The following is a 16,210-nucleotide window of genomic DNA, read 5'->3' on the forward strand; positions in this document are numbered from 1 at the left end:
GTCGCAGGAGGGCCGTGGGTGTTCATTGTCGGTGATCGGGTGGTGTGTGGCGCCACGGATCTGGAGCTCGGCACGCGCTGTGAATTCGCGCTGCTGCGCGCGCTCGACGCCGGGCTGGGCACCGTCGCCGCCGATAGTGGGGTACCGACCGGAACAACCGGTTTCGGCGTCTGCGCCGCGCCGTCGGAAAACGCTTCCGGATACGCGGAATTCGATCGGTTGCGCGTATCCGTGCGGAAACGTCACGGCGCCGACGTGGTGGAGCTGCCCGCGCCCCGCGATCCGGCCGACCCGCTGAGCGCGCTCGCGGCCGCCCACGCCGCATCCGTCGCCGCGGTGCGCTCCGGGGCCCCGGCAATCCTGGGCGCGGTATTCCTCGACGGCGGTTTCTTCACGCATGTCGATCTGGCCACCCGGACCCAGCTGGGGCTTCGATTGCACGGCGCCGCGCCCGGGCGGTCGCATGTGGTGGCCACCGCGCTGCGGCTGGCCGGCGGCGCGCGAATCCTCGAATCGCTATCCGTGCCGGTCGATCCGCAGCTGGGTATCCACGCCGGTCCCGAATCCCACACCATAGAACTGACCGCCGCGCGACCCGTGTACGAGGCGGGCCGGCGACGGATACAGCACATCCTGGACGAACATTCGACGGAACTCCTGCCGGTGCAGTGGGGCGATCCGCGCTTCCGGGCCTGTGGCCGCTGCGCGGTCTGTGCCGCCGCCTGTGCCGAATCCCGCGATCTGCTGCTGGTAGCCGGGATGGATCCGGCCACGCGGGCCGGGCTGCGCGCGGCCGGTATCAGCACCATCGACCGTCTCACCACCCGCACCGCGACCCCGCCGGAGATACCCGGGCACCTCCTCACCCGGCTGCGCTCCCAGGCTGTCGTCCAGCTCCGTCAGGAGCATTCGGGCCGTGGCGAATGGGTGCCGGCCGACACCGCCGCCCTGGATATGCTTCCGCCGGCCACTCCCGGTGATCTCGCCCTGCACACCCGCCGGGTGGCACCCGATCGGCTCCGGGTGGTGGTGGCCTCTCGCGACACCACCCGGCTGACCTGCGAACTCCCCCTCGAACCACCGGCCGATCAGCTCACCCCGCAACACCGCACGACCCTGCGCGACGGTGCCCGCCGTGCCTTCACCGATCTGCTCGCCGCGCTCACCGAACCGCTGCTGGCCGACCCGGACCTGCATATCTTCCACTACACCGCAGACGCGCGAACCCTGTTGCTGCACACCAGCGGACGTCTCGGGACCGGGGAGGAAACCGTGGACGCGCTGTTGCGGGCCGGCGCCCTGGTGGATCTGTACCCGATTGTGCGTGGCGCCTTCGTACTCGGGACCCGTTCGTACGCCCTCGACGAGGTCACCCCCGTTCTTGGCGGCCACTGCGGCGAAGCGGACGGCCACGCGGTGCTGTGGCTCGCCGACCGGCTACGCAAGGAGGCCACCGAATCCGCCCCGCGGTATCCCCGGGTACACACCGGCGCACTGGATCTGCTGCTCCGTGACACCCCTTCGGCGAGATCGTCGTCCACCGAAGCCGCCCTCGCCGAGTACGCGTCTCGCCCCCATACCACCGCGGCTCCGGAATCATCCGGGGCCGGGCCGGAGTCGCCGGGCACCCCACCGGACCCGCACGATATCGCCGCGCTCACCGCCGCTCTCCTCGGATACCACCGCCGGGAACAGCAGACTGCCTGGTGGGCGCATATCGACCGGCTGACCCATCCGCTGCCCGAGTGGTCGCCCGGCCCCGGAGTGATGGTGGCCGATACCTGTGGGGTGGATACGAAATGGCATATCGGCCCGGGTGATACGGTTCGCCGCTTCCTCCGGCTCAGCGGACGGCTCACCGGCATCGGTCCGGCACCCGGCACCACCGTCTACGCCGTGTACGAACCCGTCGACCACGCGCACCGGGCGATCCGGACCACCCGCCCGGCCACTGTCCTCGGCTGTTCGGTGGACGCCGATCTCGTCGATACGGTGCGGCTGGAAGAAACCCTGGCACCGGGCGCCGCGGCACACGATGAGCTCCCGGTCGCCCTGGCACCGGCCCTGCCCGGATCCCCGGAAACCACTACGGATGCGCTGGAAGATATCGGCAGCCGGCTCCTCATGACCCTGCCCGCCGTCCCCGATACCGCGATATTCGATCTGCTCACCCGCCGGCCGCCCCGGCTGTGCGGTGCCGCATCCGGATCCGCGAACCCGGGCCTGCCCGGACCCGGCGACGATCCCGCGACGGCCATCACCGCCGTACTGCGCGAGCTGGATCGCTCGTATCTCGCCGTGCAGGCGCCCACCGGCACGGGACGGACCGCCATCCTGGCCGAGGTGCTCGCCGGTCTGGTCGTCCAGGACAACTGGCGTATCGGTATCGTCGCGCCCACCGCCGCCCCGGTGGAGAACCTGCTCGACGCGATCGTACGGGCCGGTGTACTGCCGGAACTGGTCGCGAAAAGCGATGCCGCGGCGGTATCTCCCGAATGGCTGGTGCTAAACGGTGCCCGGTACGCGCGCTTCCTGGACAACGCTATCCGCGGCTGCGTACTGGGCGGCGTCCCGGACGATTTCGCCGATCCCGCCCGGGTGCCGCGAGATACGCTCGATCTGCTGGTGATCGCCGATGCGAACGCCTTTTCCCTGGCGGCGGCCGCATCGGTATCGGTGAGTGCGCGCAATCTACTCCTGACCGGCGACCCGGCCGACCGGCATCGGCCCGAACCCGGGCCCCATCCGGAGCCGGTGGACACCCCGGCCCTCACCTGGCTGACGGGTGGCGGACGCACGCTGCCCACCACCCACGGCTATTTCCTGGATCGAACCCACCGGATCCATCCACAGGTGAGCGACCCCGTCTCCCACCTCTACTTCGACGACCGGTTGCGCGCCGCCCCGGTACCACCTCATCCGGCGGAGACCCTCGAGCCCGGTATCTCCACCGTGCTCGTGGAACATCACGGCAACAGCACCGCGTCCGATGCCGAAGCCCGGGAGGTCCTCCAGCAGATCCGTGATCTGCTGGGCCGCCGCTGGTTCGACGGTAGCGATATCCGGCAGCTGCAACCGCACGATATCGTCGTTGTCTCGCCGCACCGGGCGCAGGTGAGCCTGATCCGGATCATGTTGTCCCGGGCTCGGATCGACGAAGTTCTCGTGGGGACACCCGAGTTGTTCCGCGGCCGGGAGGCGGCTGTCGTACTGGTGTCACCGGCCACCTCCAGTCCGGAGGATATGGCCGGCCCGGCCGGGGCACTGCTGTCGGCCGCGCTTGTTCACGATGCTCTGTGCCGGGCCCGTCGCCGGGCGATAATCGTCCGCTCTCCCCTGTTGACGGAATTTCTCCCGGAGACACCTGCCGAATTATCGGCCCTTTCCCGGTTCATCCAGTTGTAATCGAGAGAAGTGATCAGACGGCGCGGGCCATAACGAAATTCCGGCCGTACCGATAATGAGGATCACCGGCTGCCGATAATTCTCACGAATCGCGGAATACGGTCCGGCACTTCACCCGAAACATTTCCCTTCGCCCCGATAGGTGGGCACTTCGACACGCGTTCCGTCGCTGTCGACCAGATACAGGCGGTCGAACCGTTCGCACAGCTCACCGGCCTTGGCGTGACGGAACCACACCCGGTCGCCGATTTCCGGTGCCGACTTTCCCGACAACGGTGTCTGCACCTCCCCCGCACCCTCGGTGCCGAGAAGTCGCAACCCCTTGGGCCACACCGGTTTCGGCACCCGGCTCGACCCCGCCGGACCGGACGCTATATATCCGCCGGCGAAAACCGTCGCGATATCGGAAGCGGGCCTGCGCAGTACGGGAAGTGCGAAATACAACGCGGGCCGTGGCCGGAAGGAGCGGTAGTCGTCGAACAGTGTCGGCACGTAGAGCCCTGAGCCGGCGGTGATTTCGGTGACCCCCGTCGCCGCGGCACTGAGTTCGATCGAACCGGTACCCCCGCTGTTGACGATCTCCAGGGGGCCGGCGACGGCCACAACGGCATCCAGCACAGCGGCCCGGCGCCGTTCGATATCCCGTGCCGAGGCCTTCTTCACCAGGCGGACCGCGAGCGACGTATCCGGCAGTCCGGCGATCTGCGCCTCATAGGTCATCACCCCGACCACTCGGAACCCGTCCGCGCGGGCCCGGGCGGCCAGTGCCGCGGCCTGTTCCGGTGTCCGCACCGGCGAGCGGCGTACGCCCAGGTGCAGCGGTCCGAGCCGCAGCGAAGCGTCCACATCCAGGCAGATCCGGGGCGCCACCTTCTCGCTGCCCACGGCCGCGCGGATCACATCGAGTTGGGCGGTGTCGTCCACCATCAGGGTGATCGCCTCGAGCAGTCCGGTGTCACCGGCGAGTTCGGCCAGCGCGGCGCGGTCGGCGGTGGGGTATCCGAGCAGTACATCGCGGGCGCCACCGCGGACGAGCCAGATGGCCTCGGCCAGGGAGTAGGACATGATGCCCGCGAACCCACCCGCGGCCGTCAGTTCGGGGCCCAGCACCTCCGCCAGGACGGCCCGGCAGCGCACCGATTTACTGGCCACTCGCAGCGGCCGGCCCGCGGCGCGGCGAACCAGGTCCGCGGCATTGGCCCGGAGCACGGTCAGGTCCACGGCGGCCAACGGAGGGTCGAGATCGGCGGTGGCCGCGCGTACGAACGGATCGGGCCAGGCGGCGGTAGCGGCAGTCGGCGAGGTCGCGCTCACCCCGCCCACTCAACCATCGGACTGGTCAAACGTCCAGCTTATCGGGGGATCAGGCGTCGACCGCCCGGGTGACCAGGTTGGAAACCAGATCGTCGAAGGCCACCAGGATCGCTTCGTCATCACAGTCGGCCAGCCAGCGCAGCACCGACCCCTGCACCACGGTGATCACATAACCGGCGATCGAATCGACCGGCTCGATCCAGCGCGTACCGGAGCGCTCGGAGCACACCTCGAGCCACTCCACCACATGACGCTCCTGCGCCCGCTGCCGCTCCGAAATCACCGGATCGGGAACATAATCGGCGCGCGAATCCCAGTGCTGACACAGCGTCTGCACAGTCTTCTCGTAGGCGTGGATCTGCTCCACCGGCCGCGACTTGACCAACGGCCAGTAGGCACTCATCCCGGCATGCAGCAACACGCGCAATGCCCGCAACCCCGTGACGTCCAGCACAGCGTCGGCGTTATCGACCGCTTCACGTACGGCCGATCGCATCCGGCCCTCCGCTATTTCTCCACGTACGCCCAACGCAAGCTCCCTCGGCAAACATCTCGCACCCTCCGGCACCGATAAAGCTCGGCACCGAAGCGGCCGGCCGGATCGGTAGGCGCAGGTCGGGAAATTTCAGCCTGACCAATCCGTCATCTCAATATTAGAAACGTTTTCGGGGTTTGAGAACAGTAACACCCGGGAAACCCGTACCCGAAGCCTGTTTTGTGACCACTCCGCAACCGGGGGAACCCGCATCAGGACCCTGACGATCACGACATCGGTGTCGTCTGCCCTCATCCGGGCACAGACCATCGGCCAGTCTACGACGACGAATAAGCGATCTCCGAACGCTGTGTGCCATCACACAACGCACCCCGGGCCCGGCCGGTTAGCCTGATGCGGTGACCAGCTCTCCCCTCGCCGATCATCTCCGGATCAGCGGCACCTTCAATTTTCGAGATCTCGGCGGATTACCCGTCCACGGCGGCGGGACCATACGGCCCGGGGTCCTGCTCCGCTCCGCTCAGCTCAGCCGCCTCGACGACACCGGCCACGCGACCCTGCGCGAACTCGGCGTCGGCGCGGTACACGATCTGCGCGGGCATCGAGAGATCGAACGGGCAGGCGCCGACCACTTACCGCCGGAGGTCCGGCTGCGCGTCACCCCATTCGACGACGGGAACACCACCTCCCCGCCGCACGAAGCCGGGGCAGGCCGCGAGGATGCCCCCGGCGCGGCACTCGCCTACATGATGGACGTGTACCGGAACTTCCCGGCCCGCGCCGAGGCGCACGCGGCCATCATGGCGCTCGCCGAAGCCATCGTCGCCGACCGTGGCGCCGTCCTGGTGCACTGCGCCGCGGGTAAGGACCGCACGGGATGGACGGTGGCGACGCTGCTGCGGGCAGTCGGGGTCGGCGAATCCGCGATCCTCACCGATTACCTGCTCAGCAATTACGCCGTCGCCGAACTGCGCTCCTCGCTCAAAGACGAGTTCGGCGCGGACCTGCCGCAGGCGGTACTCGAAGTACGCGAGGAATACCTGCGCGCGGGGATGGAAGCGGGCACGGAACTGCACGGCGATTTCGACGCCTACCTGACGGCGGTGGGGTTCACCCCGGATCTGCGGGCCCGGCTGCGCGACCGGCTGGTCGCCTGACGTCAGGCGCCGCGGCGGACCAGCCCGTCCGGGCCGATGCTGACCTGGTCGCCGGTGCGGAACCACCCGCCGGCGAACCGGTCGGCGGTGCGCTGTGGATCGTTCCAGTACCGCCGGGTCACATTGGGCCCCCGGCACAGCAGCTCACCCTGGCCCGCCGCGGCCCGCGGCCCGCACAAGGCCAGTTCGGTGCCGCCGAACGGGAAACCCAGCACCGTACTGTCCACGGTCTCGCCCGGACCGGCGGTGGGCCCGAGCGCGAGACCGATTCCGCTGGTCTCGGTGGCCCCCCATACCGACCATTGCCGCGCCGACGGGAAGACGTCGCACAGGTCCTGCGCGAACGCCGGGCCCGCGGCATGCCCCTCGGACCCGGCAGTGAAACGATGGTCGGCCGTGGTGATCCGCACCACACAATCGGTCCGCAACCCACCGGCCCGGCCCACCTCCAGATCCGGGAGCAGGCCGCCGAGGATGCGGGCGCTCGCGGCAACGGTGTCGACCCGTTCGGTGGCGATGGCCCGAGCGATCCCCGGAACGCTCTGCGCCAGCACCACGGTGCCTCCCACGGCGAAGGTCGGCAGGAGCTGATCCACACATCCGCTGGCATGGGACAGCGGCTGCAGGACGAGATTGCGCATCCCGTCGGTGGGCAGATCGAGCGCCGACACCATCGATCGGATCGCCGAGAGCAGGTTCTCGTTGGTGAGCTCGACACCGGTCGGCATACCGTCCGCACCCGCGCCGTCGGTGTAGCAGAGCAACGCCAGATCGTTGAGCGCCGCGCCGTCGTCGATGAACGCGGCCCCGTCCGGGAGGTCCGCGGACCACGGCCCGTCGCCACGGGTCGCGCCGCATCCGCGCTGTGGTGAACCGAGCACGAAATCGGCATCACTGTCGGCGATGACCCGATCGACCACCCCATCCGCGAGCCCATGGTGCACCAGCACCGGTACCGCGCCACTGAGCAGCGCGCCCAGAAATGCCTGCACCCAGCGCACCCCGGGCGGCATATGGACGGCCACCCGGTCGCCGTAACCGATCCCGTGTTCCTGCAGCCCGCCCGCGACCCGCGACGCCGAATGCCAGAGCTCGCGGTAGGTCAGCCCGCCCCGGCCGACCTCGACCACGGCTTCGCGGTTGGCGAACGCGTGGACCTGCAGGTCGAGCAGTTCGGTCAGGGCCGGACTGAGATTGCCGTACCGCAGGATGCCGTCCGCCCCGCGCGAGAGCGGCGCCGCCGAACCAGGGTCGGCGACGGGGAATTCCACCAGCTCCAGCCCGGTGTCACCGGCGCCGGGCGTCGTAAGGGGAAACGGACGTACCGAAGGCCCGATGATCGTGGTCGTACCGGCTTGCATCGGACCTCCGTGCAGTCGAACAGTCAGGCATCTGTGACTATATGACCCAGATCACAAAAATGGGTGCGGAGTTGGTGAATCCGGTCGAATCGAGATCCAGAAGTCTCTGGTCGGCGACTTTTCCGCAACTCAGCGACCGAGATAGGTCGCCTTACCGGGCCCCACCTCGAGGAAACTGCGTACCGCGCTCGGCAGATCCTCGGTATCGAAGAGCTCGCCGGAGATCCGCGGCGTCACCGAATCCGCGTGCGCGATCCCGCCGGAACGCCATGCCTCGACGATCTGCTTGGTGGCCGCGTGCGCACGCGTGGGCCCCTCGGCCAGCCGATGGGCCAGTGCCACCGCGGCGGTATCCAGATCCTCGTGGATCTGATTGACCACGCCCCACTCCCGCATGGTTGCCGCGTCGTACAGATCACCGGTCATCACCAGTTCCCGGGCGCGCCCCGAACCGGCCCGCTCGGCCAGCCGTTGCGGTCCACCCATCGACGGGGTCAATCCGACCACGATCTCCACCAGACCGAACTTCGCCTTCGGCGCGGCCAGGATCAGATCACAGGCCAGAGCGATCTCGAACGCGGCGGTGAGCGTGAGCCCGTGCGCGGCGAACAACACCGGGCACGGCAGCGCCTCGATCGGATGGCTGATCCGATCGAACAGCTCCTGCCACAGCTGTGCGCCCTGCCCGGCGGTCAGCCCGTCGAAGCTGTGCACATCCACACCACCCGAAACGACTTTCCCCTCCGCCCGGATCAGCAGGGCACGCGGCGGGCGCGCGGACAGTTCGGCCATATCCTCGGCCAGCGCGTCGAACATCGCCTGGTCGAACAAATTGAGCGGCGGCGCCGCCAACGTCAATGTGGCGACCTCGGCTCCGCCCCCGGTAGCCGTTCGTTCCAGTCGAGTGGGTTTGGTAGCGCTCATACCGCCAGCTTATGGCCAGCCCCTGCAAGACTGGTGACATGACCGAAACGGAACAGGGCAGCTACGTAGAACCGGGCGAATTCAAACGCGATACCAACTACATCACCACCCGGATCACCGCCGACGGCCGCGACGGCTACCCAGTGGAACCGGGCCGCTACCGGCTGGTCGCCGCCCGGGCCTGCCCGTGGGCGAACCGGACACTGATCGTGCGCCGCCTGCTGGGTTTGGAATCGGCGATCTCACTCGGCCTCTGCGGCCCCACCCACGACAAACTCAGCTGGACCTTCGACCTCGACCCCGGTGGAGTCGATCCGGTGCTGGGCATCCCCCGGCTGCGTGACGCGTACCTGGCGCGCTTCCCCGACTATCCGCGCGGTATCACCGTGCCCGCGGTCGTGGATGTGCCGACCGGACAGGTCGTCACCAACGACTACGCACAGATCACCCTGGACTTCTCGCTGGAGTGGACCGCACACCACCGGCCGGGAGCGCCGCGCCTCTACCCCGAGGAGCTGCGGTCCGAGATCGACGAGGTGAACGCCCGGGTCTTCCGGGAGGTGAACAACGGCGTGTATCGCTGTGGTTTCGCGGGCTCCCAGGATGCCTACGATGCCGCCTACGATCGGCTGTTCACCGCACTGGACTGGCTGACCGCCCGCCTGACCGAGCAGCGCTACCTGGTCGGCGACACGATCACCGAAGCGGATGTCCGGCTGTTCACGACGCTGGTCCGCTTCGATCCCGTGTACCACGGCCATTTCAAATGCAACCGGAGCAAGCTCACCGAAATGCCGGTGCTGTGGTCCTACGCCCGGGACCTGTTCCAGACTCCAGGCTTCGGCGACACGATCGACTTCACCCAGATCAAAGACCACTACTACAAAGTCCACACCGACATAAACCCCACCCAGGTCGTACCGAAAGGCCCGGACCTGTCCAACTGGCTCTCCCCCCACGGCCGCGACGCCCTCGGCGGCCGCCCCTTCGGCGACGGCACCCCACCCGAAGCACCCCTCCCCACCGAGCAAGTACCCCCCACCCACGGCGCGCTATAGGCCGACCTCGCGCCTTGGTGGACATATCCGCATCGGAACCCGGGCACCGGGTAATCCGTTGTCAGTCCGTACGAACGTAGGGTCCGTGCCATACAGTGCTTAGGGCCCGCAAAGGAGGATGACGCCGTGCGTAACGGGGCAGTGGAAAAAGCCGTGATCGAGGCTCTCGACCACGGTTCCCGGCTACAAGCACCCGCCGTCGCCAAGTACGTCGCGCGACTGCGGCGGGCCCATCCCGAGGAGACGCCCGCTCAGATCGTCGAACGCCTGGAACGCCAATATCTGCTGGCAGTGACCGGCAGCGGTAGCGCGGTGGGGGCATCCGCCGCCGTTCCCGGGGTCGGTACCATCGCCGCCCTGGCCGCCGTGAGCGCCGAGACCACCTTCTTCATGGAAGCCTCGGCACTTTTCACCCTCGCCGTGGCCGCGGTGCACGGAGTGCGCCCCGAAGACACCGAACAGCGGCGGGCGATGGTGCTGGCCGTAGTTCTCGGTGACAGCGGTATGGAGATCGTGCAGAAGAGCGTCGGGACCTCGGCGAAGAATTGGGGCACCGTCTTCGCGAACAAGATTCCGGGCTTATCCGGTATGAACGATTCGCTGCTCAAACGGTTCATCGTCCGGTTCATCACCAAACGTGCGGCGCTGATGGCGGGCAAGATCGTGCCCGCCGGTATCGGTGCGGTGATCGGTGGTGTCGGCAACCGCGCCCTCGGCAAGGCCACAGTCAACAACGCCCGCAAGGCATTCGGGACGGCACCGCATCGCTTCCCCGACGAGATGATCGTGGACGCCGTCATCGAGCCGGCACCGGAGAAGGCGGACGGCACAGCGGTACAGCGGGATTCGGAGCCCGCGCGGCCGGAAGTGCCCGCGCCGCTGCCAACCGACCCCCGGCAACCCCCGGCCGGTTCCCGGTGACCCCCGCGATCACGGTCCGCGGCCTGACCAAGCGCTACCCGGACTTCGCCACCGGCGCACAGGACGTTTCCTTCGATATCGCCCCGGGAACCTGCGCCGCCCTCGTCGGGCCGCCCGGAGCCGGAAAGTCGACGATCGTCTCGGTGCTGCTGGGGCTGATCCCGCCCACCGCGGGGTCCGCGACGCTGGCCGGCGGGCGCGGTAGTTCGGCGGTCGGCGCCGTGCTCGCTCCCCGCGGCCTGCATCCCCGGCGCACCGTCCGCGACCACCTGCGGGTGTACGCCGCTGCCGGCGGTTATCCCGACCGCCGGGTAGCGGCTGTGCTCGAGGCCACCGGCCTGACCGACCGCGCCCGGACCGTCCCCGACGATCTGACTCCCGGCGAGGAGACTCGCGCCGCATTGGCGACCGCCCTGCTCGGCGACCCCCGGCTGCTGATCCTCGACGATCCGGCGGCCGAGATGCAGCTGGGCGAGATTTCCTGGTTGCAGGGTTTCCTGCGCAACCACACGCGCCGCGGGGGCACCGTATTGTTCACCGCGCAAAGCCTGGTCTCGGCGTTGCCGATCGCCGACCATCTGGTGGTGCTGAGCGCCGGAACGGTCGCTTTTCAGGGCAGTCCGGCCCGGCTGCGACGGCGCAACCCGGATCGGCTGGTGGTCGCGTCCTCGTCGTCGATCGCCGTCGCCACGGCGCTGGCGGCGCGCGGCTTCACCGACGCGGTCATCCGGCCCGACGATCAGCTCGCCGTGGCGGGCGCGACCGAGGACGAAATCGTCGAGGCCGCCCGGGCGGCGAAGGTCCGGCTGGACGGGATCATGGCCGACCGTATCCATCCCGACCGGGTGCTCGCCTCCCTCACCCACGCTGCCACGGCCAGCCCGGCCGGGCCCGGTATGCCGTCCACCTCTCTGCCGTACGGGGTTTCTCGATGATCGACCTGGTGCCCGCGGAACTGATTCCGCCCGTGCATTCCGAATACCGCAAGGCCGTCAGCCTGCGGTATGCGCGGGTTCTCGCCGGGCTGGCGGTGGCGGCGGCGGTTCTCGCGCCCGCTGTCAGCGCGCTGCTGGCGGGACCACGCGACCCGCAGGGCGATCCGGTGACGGGTACCGCGACCATCGGGCTCTACGTGGCGCTCTTCGCGGTGATCATCGGGTCGGCGGCGTTCGGCGCGGCGAGCGCGGCCGGCGAACATGAGCACGGCACCCTGCTGATCACCGCCTTGTTCACCGTCGACCGGGACCGCCTGGCCGGGGCGAAGTTCCTGGTCACCGGGCTCGTGGCGCTCGCGGCCGGGTTGGCGGTGGAGATCGTCGCGATGGTCTGTCTGCTGCTGTTCGGCCGGGGGAAGTTCGAGCTGACCGGTTCGTTGTTCGCGGTCCTCGGGGGCGGACTGGTGGCCGCCGTCTGCTGGGCGGTGATCGGCACCGGTATCGGGTTGCTGCTGCGGTCGCCGGCCCTGGCGGTCGGGTCGGTACTCGGCTGGATGCTGCTCGCCGAACCGCTGCTGTGGGTGGTGACGGCGGGGATCGGTCTACCCGGCGCGGTGACCTTGCTGCCCGGATCCGCGACGCTGAGCACCGTATTCTCCGGATCTTTCGCCGATAGCGATCTGCTGGCCCCCGCACCCGCGGCGATCGTGGTGCTGCTGCTGTGGGCTGTCGGTCTCGGTGCCGCGGGCTGGTGGACGCTGCGTCGCGCCGAGCTCTGAGGCGGCCGGCCACTCTCGCCGGGAACAAGTCCCTGTCGGTAGGCGTCGTTATGGTCGATGACAGGCGAAATGGGGCGGCGTATGAGCGAGTCGGGTCCGGAGGCGGCGGAGCGTAACCACGCAGGGTCTTCCGTCATGCGCGGTCCACACAGCATGAGCGAGCCGGGCCGGGGCGTAACGCAGGGGCCTCGCCCGTGCGTAATGGGCACGGGACTATGAGTGGCGGTGTGCGGCCGGGTTGGATCCGCAGACTGTGGTCGGAATGCCGGCGATATCGCGGAACCCTGGCGGGTATCGCGCTGGCGCTGATAGCGGGCGCGGTGGCGGAGATCGTGGCGCCGCTGCTCACCAAATGGGCCGTGGACTCGGCGACCACGGGTGCTACCGCGGTCATCGGCACCGTCGCGGGATTGCTGGCACTGCTCGCGGTGGGGCGGTTCGCCGCCTCGTTCGGGCGTCGGATGCTGGCCGGGAAACTGTCTCTCGACGTTCAGCACGGGCTGCGGCTACAGCTCCTCGGATCGCTGCAACGGCTCGACGGTGCGGGCCAGGACGCCCTGCGAACCGGCCAGGTGGTTTCCCGTTCCATCACCGACCTGCAGCTGGTCCAGACGCTGCTGGCGATGGCACCGCTGTCGGGAATGTCACTACTGCAATTCCTCCTCGCCGCGGGTGTCATGCTCTGGCTGTCACCACCGCTGGCGGCGGCAGCGCTGCTGATGGTGCCGCTGGTGATCGGGGTGGTGTACCGGATGCGGCCCCGTTTACATGCCGCGACCTGGTCGGCTCAGCAGCGCGCGGCCGAGCTCGCCCAGCATGTGGAGGAAACGGTCACCGGGGTCCGGGTGGTCAAGGGGTTCGGCCAGGAGGCACGCATGGTCGACGTGCTGGAACAGCACGGTCGACGGCTCTTCGGCGAACGGATGCGCGCCGCGGGGATCAATGCCCGCTTCTCCCCCACACTGGCCGCGATACCGCAGGCCGGGCTGGTTGTGGTGATCGCGCTCGGCGGCTGGCTGGCACTGCACGGCGCCATCGGCCTCGGCACCTTCCTCGCCTTCAGCGCCTATGTCACGACCATGACGACAACCGCCCGCACCATGGCCTCGGTGATCATTCTGGCCCAGCTCACCCGGGCCGCCGCGGAACGCGTGTACCAGGTGATCGACGCGGGTCCGGCGGTGGCCGATCCGCCGCGGCCAGTCCCCGTACCGGACGGGCCACTGGGTATCGAACTCGACTCGGTGACCTTCGGTTTCGACCCCCGGCAACCGGTCCTGCGAGGCCTCGATCTCCGCGTGCGCCCCGGCGAAACAGTGGCGATCATCGGTCCGGCAGGGTCGGGGAAGACCACACTGTCGCTCCTGCTACCGCGGTTCTACGCCCCCGATTCCGGCCGGATCCGGCTGCTGGGCGGCGGCGGTGAGACCGTCGATATCGCCGATGTGACAGCGGGCCGGTTACGCGCGGCCGTCGGCGTGGTGTTCGACGATCCGTTCCTGTTCAGTGCGAGTGTCGCGGCCAATATCGCGCTGGGCCGCCCAGAGGCCACCGACGCCGAGATCCGGGACGCCGCGCGCCAGGCCGCCGCGGACGAATTCATCGAGGCACTTCCGGACGGCTACGACACCGTGGTCGGCGAACGCGGGCTCACCCTCTCCGGCGGTCAGCGGCAGCGGATCGCCCTGGCCCGGGCACTGCTGGCCCGGCCGCGCATCCTGGTACTCGACGACGCCACTTCCGCTGTGGACGCGGTGACCGAGGCTGCCATTTTCGGTGCGCTGCCCGACCAGGGGTCGCGCACCACGATCATCCTGGCGCACCGCGAATCCACCCTGGCCCATGCCGACCGGGTGGTCCGCCTGCCGGAGCCCGAGACCGTCGTTGCCGACGGCCCGGCCACCGTAGCCGACCGCATACCGGTCACCAACTCCGCGGACCGTCTCGCCGCCGCCGCGAATCTGAGCGAAACGCCCGAACTCCGGCGCGAGATCGACCGTCTGCCCGCTGCCGATGAACAGCCCCGGTTGGACCCGTCCCGGCTGCGCGAACCGGACCCCCGGTTCCGGCTGCCCCGGCTCTTGCGGCCGGTGCGCGGTCTGGTGCTGGCCTCGGTGGGGCTGCTGGCTCTGGACGCGCTCATCGGGATCGGTTTTCCACCGCTGGTACGCCATGCGATCGATACCGGCGTCGCCGGATCGGATCCGTCCGCCCTCACGGTGACCGCACTACTGGGGACCGTGCTGGTGCTGGCCGGCTGGGTCGTGGCCGCGGCGACCACGCTGCTGACCTCCCGGACCGGGGAGCGGGTGCTGTACGGGCTGCGGATCCGCAGCTACGCCCATCTGCAGCGGCTCGGGCTGGACTATTACGAGCGGGAACTGTCCGGCCGGATCATGACGCGGATGACCACGGATGTCGACGCACTGTCCACCTTCCTGCAGACCGGTGTCTCGACCGCCCTGGTGAGCGCGCTGTCGCTGGCCGGCATCGCGGTGGCGCTCCTGGTGATCGATTCGGGTCTGGCCCTGGTCGTACTGCTCGGTGTGCTTCCACCGCTGATCATCGCCACGGTGATCTTCCGGCGGGTCTCTTCGGTGGCGTACAGCATCTCCCGGGAACGGGTGTCCACGGTGAACGCCGATTTCCAGGAGAACGTCGCCGGGTTGCGGGCGGTACAGGCCTATCGCCACGAACGGCGCGCCGCGCACCGTTTCGCCGAATACTCCGCGGGCTACCGGCGCAGCCGGATGCGGGCGCAGCGTGCCATCGCGCTGTACTTCGCCTTCATGGCCGCGTGGACAGATCTGGCACTGGCCCTGGTCGTCCTCGCCGGAGCCCACGCGGTGGCGAGCGGCGAGACCAGCGCCGGCACCCTCATCGCTTTCGTGCTCTATCTGGAACTGCTGTTCGGTCCGGTTCAACAGTTGTCGCAGGTCTTCGACGGATACCAGCAGGCACGAGTCGGGCTCCGGCGGATCGGCGAACTGCTGCGCACACCGTCGTCGATCCGGGCCGATCCGCCCGGCGCGGATCCGATCGCCGCGGGCCTGCGCGGTGATCTGGCACTCGACGGCGTGCGTTTCAGCTATCCGAGCACCGACCGCCCCGCGCTGGACGCGGTAGACCTGACCGTGGCACCCGGACAGTCGCTGGCCCTGGTCGGCGCGACGGGCGCCGGTAAATCCACCATCGTGAAACTGCTGGCCCGGCTCTACGACCTCGCGGCCACCGATACCGGGGAGGTCCGGGCGGACGGTGTCGATATCCGCGACTATCGCCTGGACCGATACAGATCCAGGCTCGGTATGGTCCCGCAGGAAGCTCACCTGTTCACCGGCGATGTGGCGAGCAACATTGCATTCGGGAAACCATCCGCCACCGAATCCGAGATCGCCGCGGCCGCCCGGGCGGTGGGCGCGGCGGAGATGATCGCCGGATTGTCCGGCGGAATGCACCGCGCCGTCGGCGAACGCGGGCGCGGGCTTTCCGCCGGGCAACGCCAGCTCATCGCCTTGGCACGTGCCCAGCTCGTCGACCCCGATATCCTGCTGCTCGATGAGGCCACCGCCACGCTCGACCCGGATACCGAGGAGAAAGTGCTGGCAGCGACCGGTTCGCTGGCCCGTGACCGGACAACCGTGGTTGTCGCGCACCGGTTGGCCACCGCGGCACGCGCCGATCGCATCGCCGTTATCGCAGGCGGCCGCGTGGTCGAAGTGGGTACGCATACGGAGTTACTGGCGGCCGGTGGGGAGTATGCCCGCCTGTGGACAGCCGCCGGTGACGCGGAAGGAATATTCTCGGTACCAGACGGGTCGTCAACAATGAGGTCGGGGTAGACCGGTGGTCGGTGACGT

At 69.0% G+C, this 16,210-nt stretch carries 11 protein-coding genes; 7 read left to right on the forward strand and 4 right to left on the reverse strand.

Annotated features, from left to right (window positions below; genetic code table 11):
- The first annotated feature begins 18 nt into the window (after positions 1-18).
- Positions 19-3,405, forward strand: coding sequence for an AAA domain-containing protein (locus ABZ827_RS15675; RefSeq protein WP_357237465.1), 3,387 nt, complete (start codon positions 19-21; stop codon positions 3,403-3,405).
- A gap of 111 nt (positions 3,406-3,516) precedes the next feature.
- Here ABZ827_RS15675 and ABZ827_RS15680 read toward each other — a convergent pair whose 3' ends face one another.
- Entirely contained in the window at positions 3,517-4,719 is a 1,203-nt protein-coding gene (locus ABZ827_RS15680) for an amino acid deaminase/aldolase (protein ID WP_357237466.1), read from the reverse strand.
- A gap of 49 nt (positions 4,720-4,768) precedes the next feature.
- Entirely contained in the window at positions 4,769-5,215 is a 447-nt protein-coding gene (locus ABZ827_RS15685) for a TetR family transcriptional regulator (RefSeq protein WP_357237467.1), read from the reverse strand.
- A gap of 398 nt (positions 5,216-5,613) precedes the next feature.
- Here ABZ827_RS15685 and ABZ827_RS15690 point away from each other — a divergent pair, with 398 nt between their 5' ends.
- A complete protein-coding gene (locus ABZ827_RS15690) occupies positions 5,614-6,372 on the forward strand; it encodes a tyrosine-protein phosphatase (protein WP_357237468.1) in 759 nt (252 codons plus the stop codon).
- Between the two features lie 2 nt (positions 6,373-6,374).
- Here the strand turns inward: ABZ827_RS15690 and ABZ827_RS15695 are convergent, their stop codons facing one another.
- Both ABZ827_RS15695 and ABZ827_RS15700 read right to left on the reverse strand, forming a co-directional pair.
- Positions 6,375-7,733 (reverse strand): AMP-binding protein, encoded by a 1,359-nt coding sequence (locus tag ABZ827_RS15695; RefSeq protein ID WP_357237469.1) that lies wholly within the window; start codon positions 7,731-7,733, stop codon positions 6,375-6,377.
- Between the two features lie 129 nt (positions 7,734-7,862).
- Positions 7,863-8,657, reverse strand: coding sequence for an enoyl-CoA hydratase/isomerase family protein (locus tag ABZ827_RS15700; protein ID WP_357237470.1), 795 nt, complete (start codon positions 8,655-8,657; stop codon positions 7,863-7,865).
- 38 nt (positions 8,658-8,695) lie between these two features.
- Between ABZ827_RS15700 and ABZ827_RS15705 the strand changes: the two genes are divergently transcribed.
- The 5 genes from ABZ827_RS15705 to ABZ827_RS15725 all read left to right on the forward strand — a co-directional run bounded on the left by ABZ827_RS15705 (position 8,696) and on the right by ABZ827_RS15725 (position 16,192).
- The gene (locus tag ABZ827_RS15705; protein WP_357237471.1) at positions 8,696-9,715 is read left to right on the forward strand and encodes a glutathione S-transferase C-terminal domain-containing protein; all 1,020 of its coding nucleotides are present in this window, start codon (positions 8,696-8,698) and stop codon (positions 9,713-9,715) included.
- A 141-nt stretch (positions 9,716-9,856) separates the two neighbouring features.
- Positions 9,857-10,636, forward strand: a complete 780-nt coding sequence (locus ABZ827_RS15710; RefSeq protein WP_357237716.1) for a hypothetical protein — start codon at positions 9,857-9,859, stop codon at positions 10,634-10,636.
- Positions 10,633-11,571 carry an ABC transporter ATP-binding protein gene (locus ABZ827_RS15715; protein WP_357237472.1) on the forward strand — a complete coding sequence of 313 codons (939 nt, stop codon included), beginning with the start codon at positions 10,633-10,635 and terminating at the stop codon, positions 11,569-11,571. Before ABZ827_RS15710 ends, ABZ827_RS15715 begins: the two co-directional genes overlap by 4 nt.
- A complete protein-coding gene (locus ABZ827_RS15720; RefSeq protein ID WP_357237473.1) occupies positions 11,568-12,350 on the forward strand; it encodes an ABC transporter permease in 783 nt (260 codons plus the stop codon). Before ABZ827_RS15715 ends, ABZ827_RS15720 begins: the two co-directional genes overlap by 4 nt.
- Positions 12,351-12,565: 215 nt before the next feature.
- Positions 12,566-16,192, forward strand: coding sequence for an ABC transporter ATP-binding protein (locus tag ABZ827_RS15725; RefSeq protein ID WP_357237474.1), 3,627 nt, complete (start codon positions 12,566-12,568; stop codon positions 16,190-16,192).
- The last annotated feature ends 18 nt before the right edge of the window (positions 16,193-16,210 follow it).

Origin of the sequence: Nocardia sp. NPDC019395 (assembly GCF_040632335.1) — a bacterium.
In the GTDB taxonomy this organism is placed as follows: domain Bacteria; phylum Actinomycetota; class Actinomycetes; order Mycobacteriales; family Mycobacteriaceae; genus Nocardia.